Origin of the sequence: Streptomyces sp. NPDC050509, from assembly GCF_044457965.1 — a bacterium.
Lineage (GTDB): Bacteria > Actinomycetota > Actinomycetes > Streptomycetales > Streptomycetaceae > Streptomyces.
In genome coordinates, this window is record NZ_JBITHL010000005.1 from 464,483 (window position 1) to 485,359 (window position 20,877).

A 20,877-nucleotide genomic window follows, 5' to 3' on the forward strand; every position below is an offset into this window, starting at 1 on the left:
GTGCAACTGACGGACGGTGCAACTGGCGGACGGTCTAACTGTCGGAGGACTTGCTACTCGAACGGGTGGTTCCGGCCACTGCGCCCGCCTTGACGGGATTGTCCTTGGCGCCGCCTGGCGGTGCCTCGAACGACTCCAACGCCTCCAGTACGTCCTGGACACGGGAGATCTCGGCCTGGATGTCCTCGCGCCTGCGCACCAGGACGTCCAGCTCGCGTTTGCCCTCGTCGACCATCTGTTTCGCCTCCGCGGCCGCCTCGGCGCGCAGTTGCTCGGCCTCCCTGACGAGGGTCGCCTTCTTCTGCTCGGCCTCCTTGAGCAGCCCCTCCGCCTTGCGCACCGCGGAGATCCGGACCGAACTCGCCTCCGAATTGGCGTCCGCGACCAGCTCCTTGGCCTTCTGCTCGGCCTCGGCGCGCTGTTCGTCGGCGGCCTTCATCAGCTTGTCGACGCGCTCGCCGGCCGTCCTGAGCTGCTCGGACGTCTCGCGCCGCGCCCGCTCGTGGAGCTGCTCGATCTCGTTCTCGACACGGGTACGCAGCTCCTCGCCCCGCTCCCGGATCGCCGTCGCGTCCCGGCGCGCCCCCACCAGCAGCTCGTTCGCGTCCGAACGGGCCTGTTCCACGAGGGAGTTCCCGTCGACCGTCGCGTCCGAGGTGATCCGGGCCGCCTCCTTGCGGGCCGCGCCCACCAGCGCGTCGGCCTGCCCCTCGGCCTCGGTGGCGGCGCGCAGCGCCTCCTCCTGGGCCTTGTTGATGAGCTGGTCCGCCTGCTCGGCGGCGTCGGAGCGGCGCTTCGCCGCGTCCTTGCGCGCCTCGTCCAGCAGCCAGTCCGTCTCCTCCTGCGCCTCGGTCCTGACCCGCTCGGCCGTGGCCTCGCTCTCCCGCTTGAGCTGCTCGGCCTCGGCCCGCATCCGCTCCGCCGCCTGCTGCGCGGAGCCCACCGTCTCCGCGGCCTCCGCACGCATCCGCTCGGACTCGCCCGCGGCCTCGCCGATGAGCCGGTCGGCCTGCGCGGCGGCATCGCTCCGCATCCGGTTGGCGTCCTCGCGGGCCTCGGCACGGGTGCGCGACGCGTCCTGCTCCGCCACCGCCTGCGCGTCCGACACCTCCGTCCGTACCCGCTGCGCGTACTCCGCGGTGTCGGAGCGCAGCCGCTCCGCCTCCCCGATCGCGTCGTTGACGGTGCGTTCGGCGAGGGCCTGCGCGGCCTCCGACTCCTCCTGGACGCGGGTACGGAGCCGGTTCGCGTCCGTGGTGGCCCGCTCCCGCTCCGCGTGCGCCTGGGCCCGTACGCGCTCCGTCTCCTCGCGCGTCTCCGCCTGGAGCCGGTCCGCGGCCTGCTCGGCGGCGACCCGCTGCGCCAGGATCTCCTGCTCGGCCTGGTCGTGCAGCCCGGCGACCGCGTCCCGTACCTGCTGGGCGGTCTGCTCGGCGGCGGCCACCAGCTCCGTCGCGCGGTAGTCGGCCTCGCCGACCAGCCGTTGCGCCTCGGTCTGCGCGTCCTCGACGCGTTTACGGGCCGACGCGAGCAGTTCCTCGCTCTGCTCGCGGGCGCGCTCGCGCTCCTGCTCCGCCTCGGCGCGGGCGCCCGTCAGGGTCTCCTCGGCCTCGCGGCGGCGGCGCGTCGCCTCCTCCTGCGCGGCGGCCAGCGCCTCGGCGGCCTCCGTGCCGACCCGCTCGGCGGCGGCACCGGCCTCCGCCCTGATCCGGTCGGCGGTCTCCTGCGCCTCGGTCCTGAGCCGCTCCGCCTCGGTGGCGGCGTCCGTACGCAGCCGTACCGCCGCGTTCTCCGCCTCCGCGCGGGACTCCGAGGCGTCCTGGGCCGCCTCCGTGCGCAGCCGCTCCGCCTCCGCCTCGGCCTGCGCCTGGAGCGTACGGCTGCGCTCCGCGGTCTCCGTACGCAGCCGCTCGGCCTCCTCGGCCGCCTCGCGGCGGATCCGCTCGCCCTCGGCGCGCGCCTCGGTCAGCGCCTCCTCGGCGGACGCGAAACGCGCCTCCGCCTCCGTGTGCAGCCGGGTCAGCTCACCGGCCGCCTCGGCCTTGCGGGCCTCGACGCCCCGCTCGGCCTCCTCGCGCAGCTCCGTGGCCGCCTGCTCGGCGGCGACCCGCATGACCTCGGCGAGGTCCTCGCCCTCCTCACGCAGCCGCTCGGCCTCCGCGCGGGTGCGCTCCAGGGTCTCCTCGGCCTGCCGGCGCAGCGTCGTGGCGCGCTCGATGGCCTCGGTACGTACCCGCTCGCTCTCGGTCGTCGCGCTGTTGCGCAGCTCGTCGGCGTCGGCCTTCGCCTTCGTCAGCAGTTCCTCGGCGGACCTGGCCGCCTCCTCGATCTGCTGGACGGCCTCCCTGCGGGCCTCGCCGCGGATCCGCTCGCCCTCCGCGACCGCCTCGGACCTGAGCTGCTCGGCCTCGCCGCGCAGCCGGCGCGCCTCCTCCTGGAGCTCGACCGTCTTGGCGCGGTACTCCTTCGTGTCGTCCTTGGCGGCACCCTTGAGCTGGTCGGCCTGCTCGGCCGCCTCGCCGCGCAGCCGGTCCGCCTCGGCCTCGGCCTCGTGGCGGATCCGGTCGGCCTCCTCGCTCGCCGAGCGGGTGGTGGCCTGGGCGTCGTCGGACGCCTTCGTCAGGACCTCTTCGGCGGTACGGGCCGCCTTGGCGAGCTGGGCCGCGGTGTCCTCGGCGGCGACCGCGCGGGCCTTCTCGGCGGCCTCCGCGACCAGCTTCTCGCCCTCGGCGCGGGCGTCGGCGAGGGCCTGCTCGGCCTCCGCCTTGGTGGCCTCGGCCTCCTTGGTCGCCTCGTTGACGAGCCGGGCGATCTCCGACTTGGCCGTACGGGTGCGCTGTTCGTTCTGCGACTCGGCGCCGGCGAGCCGCTTGGCCGCGGTCTCCTTCGCCTCCGTGACGACCTTCTCGGCCTCGGCCCTGGCCTCCCGCATCCGCTCCTCGGCGGAGTGCATCCGCTGCTCGGCGGCGCGGCTCAGCTCGGTGGCCTGCTGACGGGTCTGGTCGGCCTCGGCGGTGGTGGAGGTACGGAGCTGCTCGGCGTGGCTGGTGGCCTCCTGGGCCTGCGACGAGGCGGCGTTCATCATCCGCTCGGCGTCCCTGCGGGCCCGCAGCAGCAGTGCCTCGGCCTCGGACCTGGCCGACTCGGTCTCGGAGCCCAGCCGGCGCCGCGCCTCGTCGGCGACCCGGGCGGCCTCCGCGCGGGCGGCGGCGAGCGCCTGCTCCGCCTCGGCGCGCGACTCGTCCATCAGCCGCCTGGCCTGGGCCTCCGTACGGGCACGGAGCTGTTCGGCCCAGGCGACGTTCTCGTTGACGTGGGACTCGACGGTCTGCCGGCGCTCCGCCAGCTCCTGGTCGAGCCGCTGGCGGCGCTGGACGGCCTCCGTGTGAAGCTCCGCCTGGAGGCGTGCCTGGTGCTCGGCGTGCTCCTGGAGGATGCGCTGCGTCTGGGCGCGCGCGTCGCGCAGCTCGCGCTCGGCGTCCTGGCGCATCTGCTCGGCCTGCATCTGGGCGTTCCGCAGATGCTGTTCGGCCTGGTAACCGAGGTCGCCGCTGTCGTACGAGGAAGAAGGACGGGTCGCCAGAGCGCGCCGTGCCTCGTGGAGCTTGGCGCGCAACACCTCGACCTGGTACCCGAGGTCCTCGGCGTGCTGGACGGCCTTCTCCCGCGCGGTCTTCAGCCGGTCCATCTCGGCTTCGAACCGCGAGAGGTGGTCGTCCTCAGCTCGGTGGCTCTGCTGGCTTTCGTAGCCCCGCACTGCGCGGTCCCATCCGTCCCCTGGTCGCAACTGCCCTATTGGGCACCGTTCTCGGCGAACGGACCCCCGGGGGAATGGTGACAGATCGATGACAGGGGCGCGGCCCCGGCCCGGCCCCGGCCCGGAAGCGCCACTCTACCGGGCCGGGAATCCTTAAGGTCAGTGCTCCGGGCGGGAGGTGACCAGTTCTGTGAGAACGCCGTGGCAGTCCTTGGGGTGGAGGAACGTGATGCGCGACCCCATCGAGCCGGTGCGCGGCTCGTCGTAGAGGACCCGTACACCCTTGTCCCGCACGGCCTGGGCGTCCCCGTCCACGTCCGCGGTCCCGAACGCGATGTGATGGACGCCCTCCCCGTTCTTGGCCAGCCACTTGCCGACGGCCGAATCCTCCCGGACGGGTTCGAGGAGCTGGAGGTACGAGGCCCCGCCGTCGGACGTCTCGTTGATCTTGAGCATGGCCTCGCGGACGCCCTGCTCCTCGTTGACCTCGGTGTGGAACACCTCGAAGCCGTAGGTGGCCCGGTAGAACTCGACGGTCGTATCGAGGTCGAAACAGGCGATTCCGATGTGGTCGATTCTCGTCAGCATGCTGACAGTGCAGCGGTAGGGAGGTGATTACGCAACGTGCGCGCCGTCACACGTGCCGCCGGGTGACCCGGAGCCGTACCGCTCAGTACATTTGAAGTGAACCGTCGTTCACACGACTGTCCACCACTGTCCACTCCACCACTGTCCGCTTCCGCACCGTCCGCTTCCGCACCGTCCACTCCACCACTGCCCACTCCTCATGCCGCACTCAGCCGCACGCAGTCGCACACAAAGGGGATCGCGTCCCATGTCTGGAACGAACACCACCACCTCCGTGATCGTCGCCGGCGCCCGTACCCCCATGGGGCGGCTCCTCGGCTCGCTCAAGACCTTCTCCGGCGCCGACCTGGGCGGCTTCGCCATCAAGGCCGCCCTGGAGCGGGCCGGTATCGGCGGCGAACAGGTGCAGTACGTGATCATGGGTCAGGTGCTCCAGGCCGGGGCGGGCCAGATCCCGGCGCGCCAGGCCGCCGTCAAGGGCGGCATCCCGATGAACGTGCCCGCCCTCACCGTCAACAAGGTCTGTCTCTCCGGGCTCGACGCCATCGCCCTGGCGGACCAGCTCATCCGCGCGGGCGAGTTCGACATCGTCGTCGCCGGTGGCCAGGAATCGATGACGAACGCCCCACACCTGCTGCCCAAGTCCCGCGAGGGCCACAAGTACGGTGCGATCGAGATGCTGGACTCCATGGCGTACGACGGGCTGACCGACTCCTTCGAGTCCATCGCCATGGGCGCCTCCACGGAGAAGCACAACGCCCGCCTCGGAATCGCCCGCGCTCCGCAGGACGAGTTCGGCGCGCTCTCCCACCAGCGGGCCGCCGCCGCCCGGAAGAACGGGATCTTCGAGGAGGAGATCACCCCCGTGGAGATCCCGCAGCGCAAGGGCGAGCCCGTGGTCTTCTCGGAGGACGAGGGGATCCGCCCCGAGACCACCGTGGAGTCGCTGGCCCGGCTGCGCCCCGCGTTCGCCGGGGACGGCACGATCACGGCGGGCACCTCCTCGCAGATCTCCGACGGCGCGGCGGCGGTCGTCGTCATGAGCAGGGCGAAGGCCGAGGAACTGGGCCTGGAGTGGCTGGCCGAGATCGGCGCGCACGGCAACGTGGCGGGCCCGGACAACTCCCTCCAGTCCCAGCCCTCGAACGCGATTCTGCACGCCCTGGAGAAGGACGGCCTCGACATCGAGGAGCTGGACCTCATCGAGATCAACGAGGCGTTCGCGGCGGTCGCCGTGCAGTCGATGAAGGACCTCGGGGTGTCCCCGGAAAAGGTGAACGTGAACGGGGGTGCGATCGCTCTCGGCCACCCGATCGGGATGTCCGGCGCCCGGCTCGTGCTCCATCTCGCGCTGGAGCTGAAGCGGCGCGGCGGCGGGACCGGCGCGGCGGCGCTCTGCGGGGGCGGCGGCCAGGGCGACGCGCTGATCGTCCGCGTGCCCGGGCAGTGACAGGAAATCAGCCATATATGACGTGCGGGAGAGCGACAGGAACGGAGCTGTGATGCAGGACGTCCCCGGGCTGGTGGCTCAGGCACGTGAGGGCCGGCCGCGGGCCGTGGCCCGGCTGATCTCCCTGGTCGAGGGGGCGTCCCCGCAGCTCCGCGAGGTGATGGCGGCGCTGGCCCCGCTCGCGGGCAACGCGTACGTCGTCGGCCTGACCGGATCGCCCGGTGTCGGCAAGTCGACCTCGACCTCCGCGCTGGTCTCCGCGTACCGCCGGGCGGGCCGGCGGGTCGCCGTACTGGCGGTCGACCCCTCGTCCCCGTTCTCCGGCGGCGCGCTCCTCGGCGACCGGGTCCGGATGTCCGAGCACGCCTCCGACCCGGGCGTCTACATCCGCTCGATGGCGACCCGCGGCCATCTCGGCGGCCTGGCCTGGGCGGCCCCGCAGGCGATCCGGGTGCTGGACGCGGCGGGGTGCGACGTGATCATCGTGGAGACCGTCGGGGTCGGCCAGTCGGAGGTCGAGATCGCCTCCCAGGCCGACACCTCGGTGGTGCTGCTGGCGCCCGGCATGGGCGACGGCATCCAGGCGGCCAAGGCGGGCATCCTGGAGATCGGTGACGTGTACGTGGTCAACAAGGCGGACCGGGACGGCGCCGACGCCACGGCCCGCGAGCTGAACCACATGCTCGGCCTCGGCGAGTCCCGGGGGCCCGGCGACTGGCGCCCGCCGATCGTGAAGACCGTCGCCGCGCGGGGCGAGGGCACCGACGAGCTGGTCCAGGCGCTGGAGAAGCACCGCGCCTGGATGGAGGAGCACGGCGTCCTCGCCGAGCGCCGGGCCGCCCGCGCGGCCCACGAGGTGGAGACCATCGCCGTCACGACCCTGCGCAGGCGCATCGGGAACCTGCACGGCGACCGCCGTCTGGACGCGCTGGCCGAGCGCATCGTGGCGGGGGAGCTGGACCCGTACACGGCGGCGGACGAGCTGGTCGCGGGGATCACGACCGGCCCGTCCGCCGTCTGAGTCCGCCGGACGGGCCGCCATTCCCGGCCCGTCCGGCTCGTGTTGTCAGCGCGTCAGCGTCTCAGCGCGTCAGCGCGTCGGCCGCTGTCGGCCGTTGCCTGCCGCCGTCAGTCGTCGTCACCGTCGTCGCTGTCGTCGTCGCGGTCCACCGTCACCGTGGCGGTCTTCGCGTGGACGTTCAGCTCGTGCGTACGGCCGTCCTTGCCGCGTACGTCGACCTCCCAGGGCCCGCCCCGGTCGTCGTCCAGCTCGGCGGAGGTCACCGTTCCGGGTACGGAGGCGAGGGCGGCGGACATCGCCCGCCGGACGTCGACCGTGGCGGCGCGCAGGGCCGCGCGGTCATCGGCGTCGTCGTCCGCACCGTCGTCGTCCGGGACCACCCGGACCGCGCCGCTCGCCGCGTCGACCCGCAGCTCCACCCAGCGGTTGTCCTTGCCGAGCAGATCGATCTCCCAGCGGTCGGCGGCGGCACCGTCGTCGTCCCGCTCGACCGACGACACCGCCCCCGGGTGCGCCGCGAGCGCCGCCGCGACGGCCTGGGCCGCCGAGAGGTTGCCCCGGGGCGCGCTCGGCGTCGGGTCGGTCGTCCGCGGCGGGGCCGGCGCGACGGTGGTGTCGTCGCCCGCGTCGTCGTCCCGGCCGTCCCGGTCGTCCCGGTCGCCACCGTTGTCGTCCGAGGCGCCGTCCGAGGCCGTGGGCGTCGCGGTGACGACCGGCACCACCGGCGCCGCGTCCGTGCCGTCCTGCCCGTGGTCGCTGCTCAGCGCGGCCGCGGCCGTGTAGGTGCCGCCGCCGATCAGGGCCGCCGCGGTGATCGCTGCGATGACGAAGTTGCGCTTCATGAGGAGGGCCTCCCGAGTCGGTCCGTGTCGAACGCCTTCAATGTGCCGTACCGAAGCTGAAGCCAGGCTGAAGTCACCTGAAGTGATCTTCAGGTTCCGTTTGCGAAGCTGTGCGCATGCGCCTGTTGATCGTGGAGGACGAGAAGCGGCTCGCGGTGTCGCTCGCCAAGGGTCTGACCGCCGAGGGGTTCGCCGTCGATGTCGTCCACGACGGCCTCGAAGGGCTCCACCGTGCCGGTGAGGGGGTGTACGACCTGGTCGTCCTCGACATCATGCTGCCCGGCATGAACGGCTACCGGGTCTGCGCCGCACTGCGCGCCGCCGGCCATGACGTACCGATCCTGATGCTCACCGCGAAGGACGGCGAGTACGACGAGGCGGAGGGGCTCGACACGGGCGCCGACGACTATCTGACCAAGCCGTTCTCGTACGTCGTCCTCGTCGCCCGGGTGAAGGCCCTGCTGCGCCGCCGCGGTTCGGCCGGCGCCTCGCCCGTGCTGCGCATCGGCGGGCTCACCGTCGACACCGCCGCGCGGCGCGTCTTCCGCGACGGTACGGAAGTGGCGCTCACGGCCAAGGAGTTCGCCGTACTGGAACAGTTGGCGGTACGGGCCGGGCAGGTCGTCGGCAAGCCGGAGATCCTGGAGCACGTCTGGGACTTCGCCTATGAGGGCGACCCCAACATCATCGAGGTGTACGTCAGCGCGCTGCGCCGCAAGATCGGCGCCGCGTCCATCCAGACGGTGCGCGGCGCCGGCTACCGGCTGGTCGCGCTGTGAGGGGGCGCTTCTCGTCCGTACGGGCCAAGGCGTCGCTCGGCGCGACGGCGGTCGTCGCGGTGGCGCTGGTGGCCGCCGGGATCGCGGTCCTGCTCTCGCTGCGCGTGAACCTCACCGGACAGGCGGACCGCGAGGCGGACCGGGCGGCGCGCGAGGTGGCCCTGGAGATCGCCGCGCAGGCCCCCGACCGGATCCCGTACGCGAAGCTGGAGCTGCCGGACGCCGAGGACCATCCGGTGCAGGTGACCGACGAGGACGGGCGGCTGCTCGCCCTCAGCGAGGGCCTGGAGCGGATCAGCGGCTCCGGTGTGGCCACGGTCGACACGGCGCGGACGGCGGCACCGCGGCCGACAGCCACCTCCGGCACGGGCACCTCCGGCGACGATGACGACGACGGCGATGACGACGGTGGGAAGGACGGGGACGACGACCCGGCCGTCGGGGAGATCGACGACACCACCGCGTACAGCGACGGGAGCGCGACGGTCGACGGCCGGGCGGGGGAGTACCGCTTCGCGACCGTGGAGGCCACCGACCGCACCGGCAGGACCGTCCTCGTCCATGCGGGCGCGAGCCTCGCCGACCGGCAGAGCGCGGTCAACACGACCGCCGCCGCGATGCTGCTGGGCCTGCCGGTCCTGCTGCTGATCGTCGGGGGAGTGACCTGGCTCGTCACGCGGCGCGCGCTCCGGCCGGTGGAGGGCATCCGGAGCGAGATGGCGGCCATCACCGCCTCCGAGGACCTGTCCCGGCGGGTGCCGGAGCCAGCCACGCACGACGAGGTGGCCAGGCTGGCCAGGACCACCAACGAGACGCTGACCGCGCTGGAGGCCGCCGTCGAACGGCAGCGCCGCTTCGTCGCGGACGCCTCGCACGAACTGCGCAGCCCGATCGCCTCGTTGCGCACCCAGCTCGAAGTGGGCCACGCCCACCCGGGGCTGCTGGACGTGCCGGGCGCGGTCGCCGACACCGTACGGCTCCAGCAGCTCGCCGGGGACCTGCTGCTGCTGGCGCGGCTGGACGCGGGGGAGCGGCCGGGGCGCACCAGGACCGATCTGGGCGCGCTGGTCCGCGAGGAGGTCTCGCAGCGGGCCACGGACCGTATCCCGGTCGCGGTGCGCGCCCGGGAGGGGTTCGACGTGGACGGTTCGCGCGGTCAGCTCGCCCGGGTGCTCGGCAACCTCCTCGACAACGCGCAGCGGCACGCGGCCGGTTCGGTCGAGGCGTCGGTACGGAGGGTGGGCGCCTGGGTGGTGCTCGCGGTCGCCGACGACGGGGCCGGGGTACCGGAGGCGGAGCGCGAGCGGATCTTCGAGCGGTTCGTACGGCTCGACGACGCCCGCAGCCGTGACGACGGCGGGGCCGGTCTCGGGCTGGCCATCGCGCGCGATGTGGCGGAGCGCCACGGCGGCACGCTCACGGTCGGCGGGGCGCCGTCCGGCGGCGCCCTGTTCGAACTGCGGCTGCCCGCGGCGACCGGCGACGGCGAGGCGGGCGCGTAGAGCCCGGCGTGCGGGGCCTGGCTCGTAAGCCCGGCGCTCAGGACCCGGCGCTCAGGGTCCGGCGTGCGGGGCGTGCGGGCCCCGCCCGGCTCAGATCTTGCCGCGCCGTCCGCGGAGCTGCTCGGCGACCGGGGTCAGCGACGCCCGCAGCTCCGCCAGCGCCTCGGGCGAGAGCAGATCGATGAAGTGCCGCCGTACGGACTCGACATGGTGCGGGGCGACCCGCTGCATCGTCTCCATGCCCTGGTCGGTCAGGACCGCGAAGAGCCCGCGCCGGTCGGACTCGCAGTTCTCCCTGCGCACCAGGCCCGCGGTTTCCATGCGGGTGATCTGGTGCGAGAGCCGGCTCTTGGACTGGAGCGTCATGGCGGCGAGATCACTCATCCGCATGCGCCGCTCCGCCGACTCCGACAGATTGACCAGGATCTCGTAGTCGTTCATGGTCAGCCCGAACGGCTGGAGGTCCTTCTCCAACTGGTGCGTCAGCAGCTTGCTGACATCCAGGTGGGTGCGCCAGGCGCACTGCTCCGCATCGCTCAGCCAGCGGGTGGCCGTCTCGGTCTCCATGTAATCGATTCTACCTAAGAAGTTGAATTCTGGACGAAATATGGGAGAGGTGATACGTGTGACGCCCGGCACGCGGACGCGCCACAGGGAAGCGGACACGCCACGGGAAAGGCGCACGCGTTCGACGTCACACTCCGCAGACTACCGCTCACAGCCCGAAGCGGCGCTGGAGATCGCCAAGTCCTCCCTGTCCGGAGGACGGACCGCCTCCGCCTGCCGGCACCCCCGCCTCCGGGGCCGCCGCGCCCGTCGGCTGCTCGGCCATCAGCGTCTCCGTCGACTGCAGCAGCACCGTACCGGCGCCGACGAACTCGAATTGGTGCTCCTCGCCCGAGACGCCCCCGATCCCCGTCAGCGACCGGAGACCGCCGAGCACACCGGACATATAGCCATGATCGTAATGGTGGCAGGGCGAGGGGCAGTCGGCCCAGCCGACCAGCGCCTGTGGGTCCACCCGCAGCGGCGGCTCCATGAAGACCACAGGACCGTTGGACGCCGCGACGAACTTCCCGGTCCCGATCAGGGTCAGAAAGCCCGGCACGATCGACTGCTTCAGCGCCAGCGAGGGCTGGTACGCCAGCAGATTCCCCGACCGGATCGTCAGATTGCCCTCCTCCAGGTCGAAGGAGTTGACGTCGAAGGCGCGGTCGGCGAGCAGCATCTTGCCGCTGCCCTCCGCGACCACCCAGTCCGCCGCGTGCAGCGGCGAGTGGAAGCTGCTGCGCACCAGCCCCTCGAAGCGGCCGTGGCCGATCCCGTCGAAGTTGATCTGCCCGTAGTAGGCGATCATCTTGCCCTTCTGGAGGAACCACCGGCTCCCCTTCAACTCCACACAGAAGGTGTACGCGTTGACGTTGTCGTCGCTCGGCAGCGTCACCGGATCGTGGATCACCGGCGCGCTCATGACTCCTCCGCTCACAGCTTCTCCTCCGACGCCTGGACGAACACCACGCCGCTGCCGCTCAGCTCCAACTGGAACGCCTCACCCGAGCCGCGCCCCACCATGTCGCGCCAGCCGAGCGCCGTGGAGAGCTTGTTCCGTACGTCGCCGTGGTGGGCGACATACGCCTGCGGGTCCACATGGACGTCCCGCCCCGGGGTGATCGGCACCTCGATCACCCCGCCGTGCGCCATCACCGCGACCGCGCCGTGGCCCTTGAGCGTGGTCGTGAACAGCCCCTGGCCGGTCACCTGGCCGCGCACCATGCCCATCACACCGCCCTGCGAGCCCATGAACATCGTGCCCTGCTGGAGGGTGCCGTCGAAGGCGAGCAGCCGGTCCGCCTCCACGTACAGGGTGTCGCCCGCCAGATTGATCACCTGGATGTGGTGGCCGCCGTGCCCGAACATGACCGTGCCGCTGCCCTCGACCGTCATCAGGGGCGTCGCCTCGTTGGCCACCCGCCGGCCGATCATCGACATCAGCCCGCCCTGGCCGCCCTGGACGTTCGGCGTGAAGCTGACCTCGCCCCGGTACGCGAGCATCGCGCCGCGCTGGCTGAACAGCTTCTGGCCGGGCGCCACCGTCGCCTCGACCATCCGTGAGTTGATCTCGCGGAACGGCATCAGACATCGCCCCCGATCGTGTTCCGCTCGCTCGGCTGCACATAGACCAGACCGTCGCCCTCGAAGCGGATCTGGAAGGACTCGCCCGACCCCTCGCCCATGAACGTTCTGAAGTTCACCCCGGACTGGAACTTCTGCTGGAGGTTGCCCTGATGCGCGATGTACGCGCCGGGGTCGACGTACAGCGGGTACTGCGGCGCCACCCGGAGGACCACCGCCTCGCCGTCCGACATGACCGCCGCCTGCCCCGTGCCCTCGACCGTGGTCGTGAACAAGCCATTTCCGGTCGCGCCGCCCCGCAGCCCGGTGAAGGCCGTGCCCGTACGCAGCCCGGCGTCCGTGCAGAGCAGATTGCTCGACTCGACATAGAGCTTGTCGCCATGGAGGGAGACGAGGTTGATCTCGCTCGCCCGGTCGGCGAAGTAACACGTGCCCTGGCCCTTCACCTCCATCACGGTCATCTGCTCGCCGGTGAGACGGCGCGTCACCATCCCGCGCAGTCCGTCACCGCCCCCGGTCATCTTCTTGAAGGTCATCCGCCCGTCGTACGCGACCATCGAGCCGTTCTTCGCTTTGACGGCGTCGCCGGTCAGGTCGACGGCGAGCACCTTGCTGCCTTGCAGTCGGAACTGAGCCACGGATCGAAGGTATCCGGCGCCGCCGACCCGGAACAGGGGCCACGGCCCCGACACGGCCCCGACTCTTCCCGGACGCGGGCCCGGACCCGGACCCTGATAACGGTCGGGTCAAATGGTCCTGCCACAATGAGGAAGCGCTTGTGCGCGCTTTCACAAGATCGCGTGCGTGAAGCCGCGTGTCGACCTGCCCTCACGCTGCCCCCGATGACGAAGGTGCCTGCCCCGTGGACATCAAGACCGCCTCCTCCCTCCACCGCCTCCGCCTGGTCTCCGCCCCGGAGGCCGTGTCCTTCCTCCTGCTCCTCGTCTGCTCGGTCCTCAAGCGGACGACGGAGTTCAACGCGGTCCCCGTGATGGGCGCCGTCCACGGTCTGCTCTTCGTCCTGTACGTGCTCTTCTGGCTGGACGCCTGGAACCGCACCAAGTGGTCCTTCGGCACGGCCGCCCTCTACTTCGTGCTCTCCGTCCTGCCCGCCGGCGGCTTCTTCGCCGAGCGCAAGCTCAAGCGCGCCGCCGACGACGAGGTCATCGCCTCCCGCGCCCGCCGCGAAGGCACGGTGAGCGCGTGATCGTCGCCTTCTCCGTGTCGCCCCTCGGCGTCGGGGAGGATGTCGGCGAGTACGTCGCCGACGCCGTCCGCGTCGTCCGCGACTCCGGACTGCCGAACCGTACGGACGCCATGTTCACCTCGATCGAGGGGGAGTGGGACGAGGTGATGGACGTGGTCAAGCGCGCCGTCGCCGCCGTGGAGGCCCGCGCCGGGCGCGTCTCGCTCGTCCTCAAGGCCGACATCAGGCCCGGCGTCACCGACGGCCTGACCTCGAAGGTCGAGACGGTGGAACGCCACCTCTCCGCCTGATCCGAACGGCCTGATCCGAACGGCCTGATCGAACGCAAGCCCCAGGGGATCCGCACGATCGTGGTGCGGGTCCCCGCCTCGGTCCGGGGCCGCCTCCGTACGGGCTTCGGTCCGGGGCCTCCGTACGGGCGAACCCTCGAAGGTAAAGCCCCTCGCACGGACCCCTCCAGTCGACACGCCGGTAAATGTCCCTTTTTGTGGGGGCATCGACCTCGTGAGAAAGCTGGTGGCACCGTGCGCCCGGAGAGCTTCGAGTACGACTACGACATCCACAGCTGCCTGGCCGGCCCCCTCATGGAGCCGGACCGGACGGTCGCCTACCGGGTGCGGTACCGGAGTCTGCTCTCGCGGGAACCCCGCCGAATACGTGCCGTCGCGCTGATGGCCCTGGCGCCCCTCCTCTCCGGGACCCTGCTCGTCTACCTGGTCTGGCCCAGCCACCGCACCGAGCGCGAGGGCGGCGACCGCTGGCTCATCGTCTTCGACCACGTGATGCTCGGCTCGATCGGGCTCATAGCCTTCTTCATGCTGGTCAACGTGGTCTCCGTGGCCCACGCCACGATGGTCGCCCAGGACCCCGTACCGGTACCCGCCGAGACGGGCACCCGGGTCGCGTTCCTCACCACGTACGTCCCCGGCAAGGAACCCCTCGCCATGGTGCGGGACACGCTGGAAGGCGCCGGGCGCCTGCGCCACAGCGGCCCGCTCGACATCTGGCTGCTCGACGAGGGCGACAGCCCCGCCGCCCGCGCGCTCTGCGCTGAGCTGGGCGTACGCCACTTCACCCGCCGCGGGGTGCCCGAGTGGAACCGTCCGCGCGGTGTCCACAAGGCCAGGACGAAGCACGGCAACTACAACGCCTGGGTCGCGATGCACGGCGACGACTACGACTTCTTCGCCTCCGTCGACACCGACCACATACCGCTCCCCAACTTCCTGGAGCGGATGCTCGGTTACTTCCGCGACCCGGACGTCGCCTTCGTCGTCGGCCCCCAGGTGTACGGCAACTACACCTCGCCGGTCACCAAGGCCGCCGAGTCCCAGCAGTTCCTCTTCCACGCGCTGATCCAGCGGGCCGGCAACCGCTACCGCGCGCCCATGTTCGTCGGCACCAACAACGTCGTACGGATCACCGCGCTCAAGCAGGTCGGCGGGCTGTACGACTCGATCACCGAGGACATGGCCACCGGCTTCGAACTGCACCGCCGCAAAAACCCGCTCACCGGCCGGTTCTGGCGGTCCGTCTACACCCCCGACGTGCTGGCCGTCGGCGAGGGGCCCGCCTCCTGGACGGACTTCTTCACCCAGCAGCTCCGCTGGTCCAGGGGCACGTACGAGACCCTCTTCAAGCAGTACTGGAAGGCGCCCTTCCGGGTGCCGCCCGGGCGGCTCTTCAGCTACACGATGATGCTCGTCTACTACCCGATGACCGCGGTCAACTGGTTCCTGGGCATCCTGAGCTGCGTCCTGTTCCTGTGGCTCGGCGCCTCCGGCACCCAGGTCTCGTCCTCGATCCTGCTGATGCTCTACAGCGACGCCGCCGCCCTCCAGATAGGGCTCTACCTCTGGAACCGGCGCCACAACGTCTCACCGCACGAACCCGAGGGCTCCGGCGGACTCGCGGGGATGGCGATGTCCGCGCTCTCCGCGCCGATCTACCTCAAGTCCCTGTGTTCGGCGGTGCTGCGCACCCGTGGCCGCTTCGTCGTCACCCCCAAGGGCGGGGAGGCCAGCCCCGACCGGCTGCTGACGTTCCGGGTGCACCTCTACTGGGCCGCCGTACTGATCAGCTCGCTCATCGCGTCCGTGTTCCTCGGCCACTCCCATGCGGCGATGCGCACCTGGGCCGCCCTGGCCCTCGCGATCGCGCTGGCCCCGGTCGCGGTCTGGGGCTGGACGCTCAGCCAGGAGCGCGCCGAACGGAGGGCGGCACTCGCCCCCGCCCCGGCACTCGCCCCCGCCGCCCCCGAGCCGCGGGCCGCGACGCAGCCCGCGATCCCGCCCAGGCCGGCGTTCCCGCCGAAGCCGGTGGCACCGCCCAAACCCGTGGGACCACCCGAGTCGCTGGTGGACCGCGCGAGGCCCGTGTCGACGTCGACCGGAGGGAACTGACCGATGCCCGAGCAGTACCGGCCCCGACGCCGGCCGTCGAACAAGCTCAGGAAGACGCTGATGGGCGGGGGAGCGGTGGTGGTGCTCGTGGGCCTCAACGCCCCCGCCGCCGTCTCCTTCGCCCAGGAGAAGTACCACGCGTACAAGATCGCCCAGCCCGGCTACAAGCGGCAGTTCGGCTCCTGGAGCACCCTCGCCGTGCCCGAGGAGTACCGTACGAACGCGATCCACGCGGCCCTGCTGCACAGCGGCAAGGTGCTGATCATCGCGGGCTCCGGCAACAACCAGAAGAAGTTCGACAAGGGCTCCTTCGACACCATCCTGTGGAACCCGGCCGACGACTCGTTCAAGAAGATCCCCACCCCCGAGGACTTCTTCTGCTCGGGCCACTCCCAGCTCCCCGACGGCCGGCTGCTGGTCGCGGGCGGCACGGCGCGCTACGAGGTGCTCGACGGCAAGATCGATCGCGCGGGCGGCGGGATGCGGGTCAAGAACGAGAACCCGAACAAGGCGCACACCTTCAAGAAGGGGACGCGCTTCCGCTCCCCGTCGGGCGTCGAGTACCTCAGCAGGTTCGATGTCACCGTCCCCAAGGCGAAGCGCGAGTTCAAGGTCTCGTACGCGTCCAGCGGCCGGATGCTGCCCTGGAGGACCAAGGTCACGGCCGGCGAGGCGCGCGTCTTCGTGGAGGCGGCGCAGACGGGCCCGCAGGCGCTGACGACGCAGGCGGCGCAGTACGAGATCCTCGGCCTCAAGGGCAAGGACGCCGACGACCTCTACGGCCTCGCCCAGAAGATCACCACGGAGAAGCAGGACTTCCAGGGCATCAAGGCCGCGTACGAGTTCGACCCCAGGGCCGAGAAGTACATCCCCGTCGACCCGATGAAGGAGGCCCGCTGGTACCCCACGCTCGTCACCCTGGAGGACGGCAAGGTGCTCGCCGTCTCCGGTCTGGACGACGTGGGCGCCGTACTCACCGGGGACAACGAGCTGTACGACCCGAAGACCAAGAAGTGGTCCAAGGGCCCCACCCGCTACTTCCCGACCTACCCCGCGCTCTTCCTCACCAAGGGCGGCAAGCTCTTCTACTCCGGCTCCAACGCCGGGTACGGCCCCGCCGACAAGGGCCGCGAGCCGGGGCTGTGGGACGTGAGGACCAACACGTTCACCGGGATCGGCGGGCTCACCGACCTCGACCAGACCGAGACCTCCGCCTCCCTGATGCTGCCGCCCGTACAGGACCAGCGGGTGATGCTGCTGGGCGGCGGCGGGGTCGGCGAGTCCTCCAAGGCCACCGCCCGTACGGCCGTCGTCGACCTGAAGGCGGACAACCCGGCCTTCCAGGAGGGCCCGAAGCTGCCGCAGGGCACCCGGTACCTGAGCAGTGTGCTGCTGCCGGACGACTCGGTGTTCACCACCGGCGGTTCCTCGGACTACCGGGGCCGCAGCGCCAGCGACATCCTGAAGGCGCAGTTCTACGACCCGAAGTCCAACACCTTCCGCCGCGCCGCCGACCCGACCGTGGGTCGCAACTACCACTCGGAGGCGCTGCTGCTGCCGGACGGCCGCGTGGTGACCTTCGGCTCCGACCCGCTCTTCGACGACGCGGACAACACCAAGCTCGGCACGTTCGAGCAGCGTGTGGAGATCTACACCCCGCCGTACCTCCAGGGCGACAAGGCCCAGGAGATGCGCCCGAAGCTGGGCGCGGGCCCGCAGCGGGCCGGCGCGAACGGCCGGGCCACGTTCCGTACGGACCACCCCGAGGCCATCGCCAAGGCGCGGCTGATGCGCCCGAGCGCGGTCACCCACACGACGGACGTCGAGCAGCGCTCGGTCGACCTCACGATGGAGAAGGGCAAGGGCTCGCTGACCGTGGAGGTCCCGAAGGACCGCGCCCTGGTACCGCCCGGCTGGTACATGCTGTTCGTCACGGACGCGGCGGGCATCCCTTCCGAGGCGAAGTGGATCCAGGTCGAGTAGCGACCGCAGGCGGTGGGGTGCGCGTACGCGGGGAGCAGGGCCCTCGCGTACGCGCCCCTCTGCGGCAACCCCGCGTACGCGCATCCCGTGGCTTTCCTGCTTCACACACCCAGGTCTACTCAGTCCCTCCACGCTTCTCCGGCGGTGGACACCACGCGCTCTGGCTCAGCGTCCCCCACCGCCCGCAGAACCCGACCTGCGCGGGACGCTTCACCCCGTCGACCCGCTGCACCGATATGATTTTGTCGAGCGGAATCTGACGGTCCACCACCCCGCCGAAGTCGATCCGCCCGCTCTCCCCGTCCAGCGCCGCCGTCCCGTGGATGCTGCTGAGCGAGTGCCACACGGTCAGCGAGGAGAGCGGCAGCCGCGACGCCGCGTCCTGGAGCTGCCCCACCGCCTTGAGGTACAGGTTGACCGCGTCGAAGGCCAGCGAGGCATGGCCGTCCAGCGACGTGTTCGCCAACTGCTCGCACTCCGTGGGGAACAGCTTCCGCAGGGTGCTGTAAAGATCGCTCTTGGCCGTGCAGGACGTGGAGCCCAGGGTGAAGTCCAGGAACTCGAAGGGCACTTTGGGGTACGCGGTACGCCGGACCGGGTCCGCCGCCATCCGCGCCACGTCGTCACCCCCGAGCAGGACCGGCGGGCTCGAACCGCACGCCGCGTTCACCCCCGCCAGCAGCGTCTCGAAATCCTCCGGCCGTCCGGTGAAGAACACCAGCCCGTCGTACCCGCACAACTGCTCGCCCACGGTCCGCGGCCCCGGATACCCGGAGGGCGTGGACGACGCGGGTGACGGCTTGTACCCCTGCTGCTCGACCGTGAAGCCGATGGAGTCGAAGCTCGTCGCCGCGTCGGCCCGCAGGTTCTCGCTGTACTCGTCGGTCCGATCCGCCGAGTAGACGATCCGTACGCTGCGCTGGGGAATGCTCTTCTCCGCGGCCAGGTGCGCCGCGTACGCCGCGGCGACCGTCGCCTGGCGCCGGTTCTGCGGCGACACCTGGTAGTACATGGGCGAGTGGTCGTCGAGGGTGTCCGCCGACAGCGACGTCGCCACCATCGGCAGGCCGATCCGGGTCAGTTCCTCTATCGTCCTGATGGTGGCCGTACGGCTCTGGTCGAGCCCGGTGACACCGACGATGGACGGGTCGCTCCGCATCATCCGCTCCACCGTGCGGGCCACGTCGGCGCCGAACCGCATCCCGGAGCCGGCACTCGCCGGAAAGATCCGCAGCACCGGATCGGTGGCCCCCCGCTTGTCCAGTTGACGCCGCTGCGCGCTCGCCGCGCCCTGTAGTGCCTCCCGTACGTACGTGAGTGAGCTCGGCGGCTGCCCGGAGCTGCTGAGCAGCGCGGAGAGATGGACCAGCGTCACCACCGGCCGCTCCCCGAACGCCCGGTGGATCTTGTCGGCCTCGCGGTTCTGGCGGGCGATCGTGCTCAGCGTCTCCTTGAGCGCCGGGTCCTTGGAGCCGAAGGCGTAGCCGTTCGGCGCGACCCCGACGCACTCCCCGGTCGAGCGGCGCTCCAGCGTCGCCGCGTCGGGGTCCGACCGGCTCAGCCCGCAGTGCAGCTCCCGCCACTTCAGCGCGGGCCCGGGGTCGAAGGCCTGGGCGAACCCGCCCGCGAGCAGCGCCACCGCGACCACCCCCGCCAGCGCCGTCACCCTGCGCCGCGCCCACCCCGGCGGCGGGTCCACCGTGAGCTGTCTGACCAGTTCGACCCGGTTCTTCTGCTGCTGGTACGTGGGCGCGTCCGGGGCCAGCGGCGCGGGCACGTCGACCGGCAGATACCAGACCCCGGCCGAACGGCTCCGCCCCGCGGCCTCGAAGTGGTGGCGCCAGATCCCGTACAGATCCTCCGACAGCGGCCCCTGCCCGCGCAGTTCGTGGCCGAGGAGTTCGCCCCCGAGCCCCGTTCCGGTGCAGAAGACGGCCAGCGGATCGAAAACCCCGGTCTCGTTGCGTACGTCCACCAGCGACCGGATCAGTGCCGTGCCGTGGTTGGTGTCGTTCACGTCCGTCAGGAACGCCACGCAATAGGCGGTACGGCGCGCCGCCCTGCGCCGCCGGAATCGGCGCCGGTATGCCACCCGGAGGTCTTCCAGAAAGGCGTTGATCATCAACTTGCCGACCTGCTCGGGGTTTTCCCGCCCCCGCCGGGGCCGCGTCAGCCGCATGGCGAACCCGGCGAATGTCCCCGGGTCGCGAGGCGCCATGTACGGCTGCCGCACGAGCCACCGGTACTCGGCCCCCACTCCGCGCCAGGCCCGGAACCAGGCGAGCGGAAAGAGATGAAGTCCGAGGACCAGAACCCACCAGGGAACGCTTCCCTGCATCGAGACCTCGGTGTCCGGACTCCGCAGCACACCGAACAGCCGCCGGCGCTGGAACTCCCGCTCACGCAGCCTGCGCAGCAGTTCCCGGTCCTGCTGTGGATCCGGCTCCCGGGCCGGGTAATCCGACTCCAGCAGCCAGTTGACCAGCCCGAACCGCCGGAACCGTACCCGCTCGTCGCGCCCGTTCCGTACCGAGGAGAACTCCTGCGCGAGCGCCACCAGCGCCCGCCGGTACACCTCGACCGGCTGCCATTCGGCGGGCAAAGGGTCCGATTCCTGAGCGACTTCGTCCCGAATCGCGGACATGGAGATGAACTCGTGCGGGATCCGGTGCGGCGTGGCCTCACCGAGCGAAGCCTTGATGCCGTGGGTCAGCTCCGCCAGATCGTCACCGACCAGACAGACCACGGGAATTCCGTTACGGTCCGCGAGTTCCGCGGGTAACTCACCTTTTCTCGGCCTGCGCACCAGGGTGGCCAGCAGCTCGAAGACCTTGTTGGCGTTCTCGAATACGGGTGTCATGATCTCCCCGTTGAAACCGTGTTCGAATGACGCTCGACTGGTGTAACGATGCCCCAGCAGAGGAATTCGACACGTTACCGCTCACGGAACGTGGAAGGGGACGCACTGCACACAACCTCCACCCGTAGGGGTGGTCCTGACGTCATCCCGGGCGGCCCCCGGGCCGTGGAGCGCGTGGCGTGATCCTGTCGCTCAGGCCGCGTGCGGTCGTCAGGTCGGGGCGTGCGCCCCGTTACTCGTAGAACCACCAGGTGGTCCGAGTGGTGTTGATCGCCCCCACGATGGACGGCGGACAAACGAACGGCGCGGGAGAGTCATCAGGGCCGACGGGGCGTGGCTGGAACAACGGCCGT

The 20,877-nt window shown here is 71.2% G+C and carries 16 protein-coding genes; 8 read left to right on the top strand and 8 right to left on the bottom strand.

Translation table 11 applies throughout. The annotated features are described in order from the left end of the window. Positions 1–34 precede the first annotated feature (34 nt). Together scy and mce are read right to left on the bottom strand one after the other, a co-directional pair. Positions 35–3,757: a polarized growth protein Scy gene (scy, locus tag ACIBJC_RS17605; protein ID WP_399292935.1), complete on the bottom strand. Its 3,723-nt coding sequence runs from the start codon at positions 3,755–3,757 to the stop codon at positions 35–37. A 159-nt stretch (positions 3,758–3,916) separates the two neighbouring features. After that, a complete protein-coding gene (gene mce, locus ACIBJC_RS17610) occupies positions 3,917–4,345 on the bottom strand; it encodes a methylmalonyl-CoA epimerase (RefSeq protein ID WP_399292937.1) in 429 nt (142 codons plus the stop codon). 247 nt (positions 4,346–4,592) lie between these two features. Here mce and ACIBJC_RS17615 point away from each other — a divergent pair, with 247 nt between their 5' ends. Both ACIBJC_RS17615 and meaB read left to right on the top strand, forming a co-directional pair. Next, complete coding sequence (locus ACIBJC_RS17615) at positions 4,593–5,795, top strand: acetyl-CoA C-acetyltransferase (RefSeq protein WP_399292939.1); 1,203 nt, start codon at positions 4,593–4,595, stop codon at positions 5,793–5,795. Between the two features lie 52 nt (positions 5,796–5,847). Then, a complete protein-coding gene (gene meaB / locus ACIBJC_RS17620) occupies positions 5,848–6,816 on the top strand; it encodes a methylmalonyl Co-A mutase-associated GTPase MeaB (protein ID WP_399292941.1) in 969 nt (322 codons plus the stop codon). Positions 6,817–6,923: 107 nt separating this feature from the next. On the opposite strand, the gene ACIBJC_RS17625 is transcribed toward meaB, so the two are convergent. After that, positions 6,924–7,658: a PepSY domain-containing protein gene (locus ACIBJC_RS17625; RefSeq protein ID WP_399292943.1), complete on the bottom strand. Its 735-nt coding sequence runs from the start codon at positions 7,656–7,658 to the stop codon at positions 6,924–6,926. Positions 7,659–7,774: 116 nt separating this feature from the next. On the opposite strand from ACIBJC_RS17625, the gene ACIBJC_RS17630 reads away from it, so the two are divergent. Both ACIBJC_RS17630 and ACIBJC_RS17635 read left to right on the top strand, forming a co-directional pair. Continuing rightward, positions 7,775–8,437 carry a response regulator transcription factor gene (locus tag ACIBJC_RS17630; RefSeq protein ID WP_384993011.1) on the top strand — a complete coding sequence of 221 codons (663 nt, stop codon included), beginning with the start codon at positions 7,775–7,777 and terminating at the stop codon, positions 8,435–8,437. Then, on the top strand, positions 8,434–9,939 hold the full coding sequence (locus tag ACIBJC_RS17635) for an ATP-binding protein (RefSeq protein WP_399292946.1): 1,506 nt from the start codon (positions 8,434–8,436) through the stop codon (positions 9,937–9,939). Before ACIBJC_RS17630 ends, ACIBJC_RS17635 begins: the two co-directional genes overlap by 4 nt. Before the next feature lie 90 nt (positions 9,940–10,029). On the opposite strand, the gene ACIBJC_RS17640 is transcribed toward ACIBJC_RS17635, so the two are convergent. The 4 genes from ACIBJC_RS17640 to ACIBJC_RS17655 form a co-directional block, all read right to left on the bottom strand. Beyond that, positions 10,030–10,506, bottom strand: coding sequence for a MarR family winged helix-turn-helix transcriptional regulator (locus ACIBJC_RS17640; protein ID WP_399292948.1), 477 nt, complete (start codon positions 10,504–10,506; stop codon positions 10,030–10,032). Between the two features lie 148 nt (positions 10,507–10,654). Then, complete coding sequence (locus ACIBJC_RS17645; RefSeq protein ID WP_399292950.1) at positions 10,655–11,410, bottom strand: AIM24 family protein; 756 nt, start codon at positions 11,408–11,410, stop codon at positions 10,655–10,657. A gap of 11 nt (positions 11,411–11,421) precedes the next feature. Next, entirely contained in the window at positions 11,422–12,072 is a 651-nt protein-coding gene (locus ACIBJC_RS17650; protein WP_399292952.1) for an AIM24 family protein, read from the bottom strand. Continuing rightward, positions 12,072–12,710 (bottom strand): AIM24 family protein, encoded by a 639-nt coding sequence (locus ACIBJC_RS17655; RefSeq protein ID WP_399292954.1) that lies wholly within the window; start codon positions 12,708–12,710, stop codon positions 12,072–12,074. Before ACIBJC_RS17655 ends, ACIBJC_RS17650 begins: the two co-directional genes overlap by 1 nt. A gap of 224 nt (positions 12,711–12,934) precedes the next feature. On the opposite strand from ACIBJC_RS17655, the gene ACIBJC_RS17660 reads away from it, so the two are divergent. From ACIBJC_RS17660 to ACIBJC_RS17675, 4 genes are all read left to right on the top strand, one after another. Continuing rightward, positions 12,935–13,279 carry a DUF3817 domain-containing protein gene (locus ACIBJC_RS17660; RefSeq protein ID WP_329829525.1) on the top strand — a complete coding sequence of 115 codons (345 nt, stop codon included), beginning with the start codon at positions 12,935–12,937 and terminating at the stop codon, positions 13,277–13,279. Beyond that, on the top strand, positions 13,276–13,569 hold the full coding sequence (locus ACIBJC_RS17665; protein WP_384992994.1) for an MTH1187 family thiamine-binding protein: 294 nt from the start codon (positions 13,276–13,278) through the stop codon (positions 13,567–13,569). The genes ACIBJC_RS17660 and ACIBJC_RS17665 overlap by 4 nt, the downstream gene beginning before the upstream one ends. 294 nt (positions 13,570–13,863) lie before the next feature. Then, on the top strand, positions 13,864–15,681 hold the full coding sequence (locus ACIBJC_RS17670; protein WP_399293209.1) for a glycosyltransferase family 2 protein: 1,818 nt from the start codon (positions 13,864–13,866) through the stop codon (positions 15,679–15,681). 3 nt (positions 15,682–15,684) lie between these two features. Further along, positions 15,685–17,664, top strand: a complete 1,980-nt coding sequence (locus ACIBJC_RS17675; RefSeq protein ID WP_399292957.1) for a galactose oxidase-like domain-containing protein — start codon at positions 15,685–15,687, stop codon at positions 17,662–17,664. A gap of 115 nt (positions 17,665–17,779) precedes the next feature. Here the strand turns inward: ACIBJC_RS17675 and ACIBJC_RS17680 are convergent, their stop codons facing one another. Then, complete coding sequence (locus ACIBJC_RS17680) at positions 17,780–20,524, bottom strand: hypothetical protein (RefSeq protein WP_399292959.1); 2,745 nt, start codon at positions 20,522–20,524, stop codon at positions 17,780–17,782. Between the last annotated feature and the right edge of the window lie 353 nt (positions 20,525–20,877).

Excerpts from the sequence above, each read along its gene's own strand:
- ACIBJC_RS17640 (WP_399292948.1), bottom strand. The coding sequence starts at position 10,506 with ATGGAGACCGAGACGGCCACCCGCTGGCTGAGCGATGCGGAGCAGTGC.
- ACIBJC_RS17625 (WP_399292943.1), bottom strand. The coding sequence starts at position 7,658 with ATGAAGCGCAACTTCGTCATCGCAGCGATCACCGCGGCGGCCCTGATC.
- ACIBJC_RS17650 (WP_399292952.1), bottom strand. The coding sequence starts at position 12,072 with ATGCCGTTCCGCGAGATCAACTCACGGATGGTCGAGGCGACGGTGGCG.
- ACIBJC_RS17670 (WP_399293209.1), top strand. The coding sequence starts at position 13,864 with ATGGAGCCGGACCGGACGGTCGCCTACCGGGTGCGGTACCGGAGTCTG.
- ACIBJC_RS17645 (WP_399292950.1), bottom strand. The coding sequence starts at position 11,410 with ATGAGCGCGCCGGTGATCCACGATCCGGTGACGCTGCCGAGCGACGAC.
- ACIBJC_RS17675 (WP_399292957.1), top strand. The coding sequence starts at position 15,685 with ATGCCCGAGCAGTACCGGCCCCGACGCCGGCCGTCGAACAAGCTCAGG.
- mce (WP_399292937.1), bottom strand. The coding sequence starts at position 4,345 with ATGCTGACGAGAATCGACCACATCGGAATCGCCTGTTTCGACCTCGAT.
- ACIBJC_RS17615 (WP_399292939.1), top strand. The coding sequence starts at position 4,593 with ATGTCTGGAACGAACACCACCACCTCCGTGATCGTCGCCGGCGCCCGT.
- ACIBJC_RS17680 (WP_399292959.1), bottom strand. The coding sequence starts at position 20,524 with ATGACACCCGTATTCGAGAACGCCAACAAGGTCTTCGAGCTGCTGGCC.
- ACIBJC_RS17630 (WP_384993011.1), top strand. The coding sequence starts at position 7,775 with ATGCGCCTGTTGATCGTGGAGGACGAGAAGCGGCTCGCGGTGTCGCTC.
- meaB (WP_399292941.1), top strand. The coding sequence starts at position 5,848 with ATGCAGGACGTCCCCGGGCTGGTGGCTCAGGCACGTGAGGGCCGGCCG.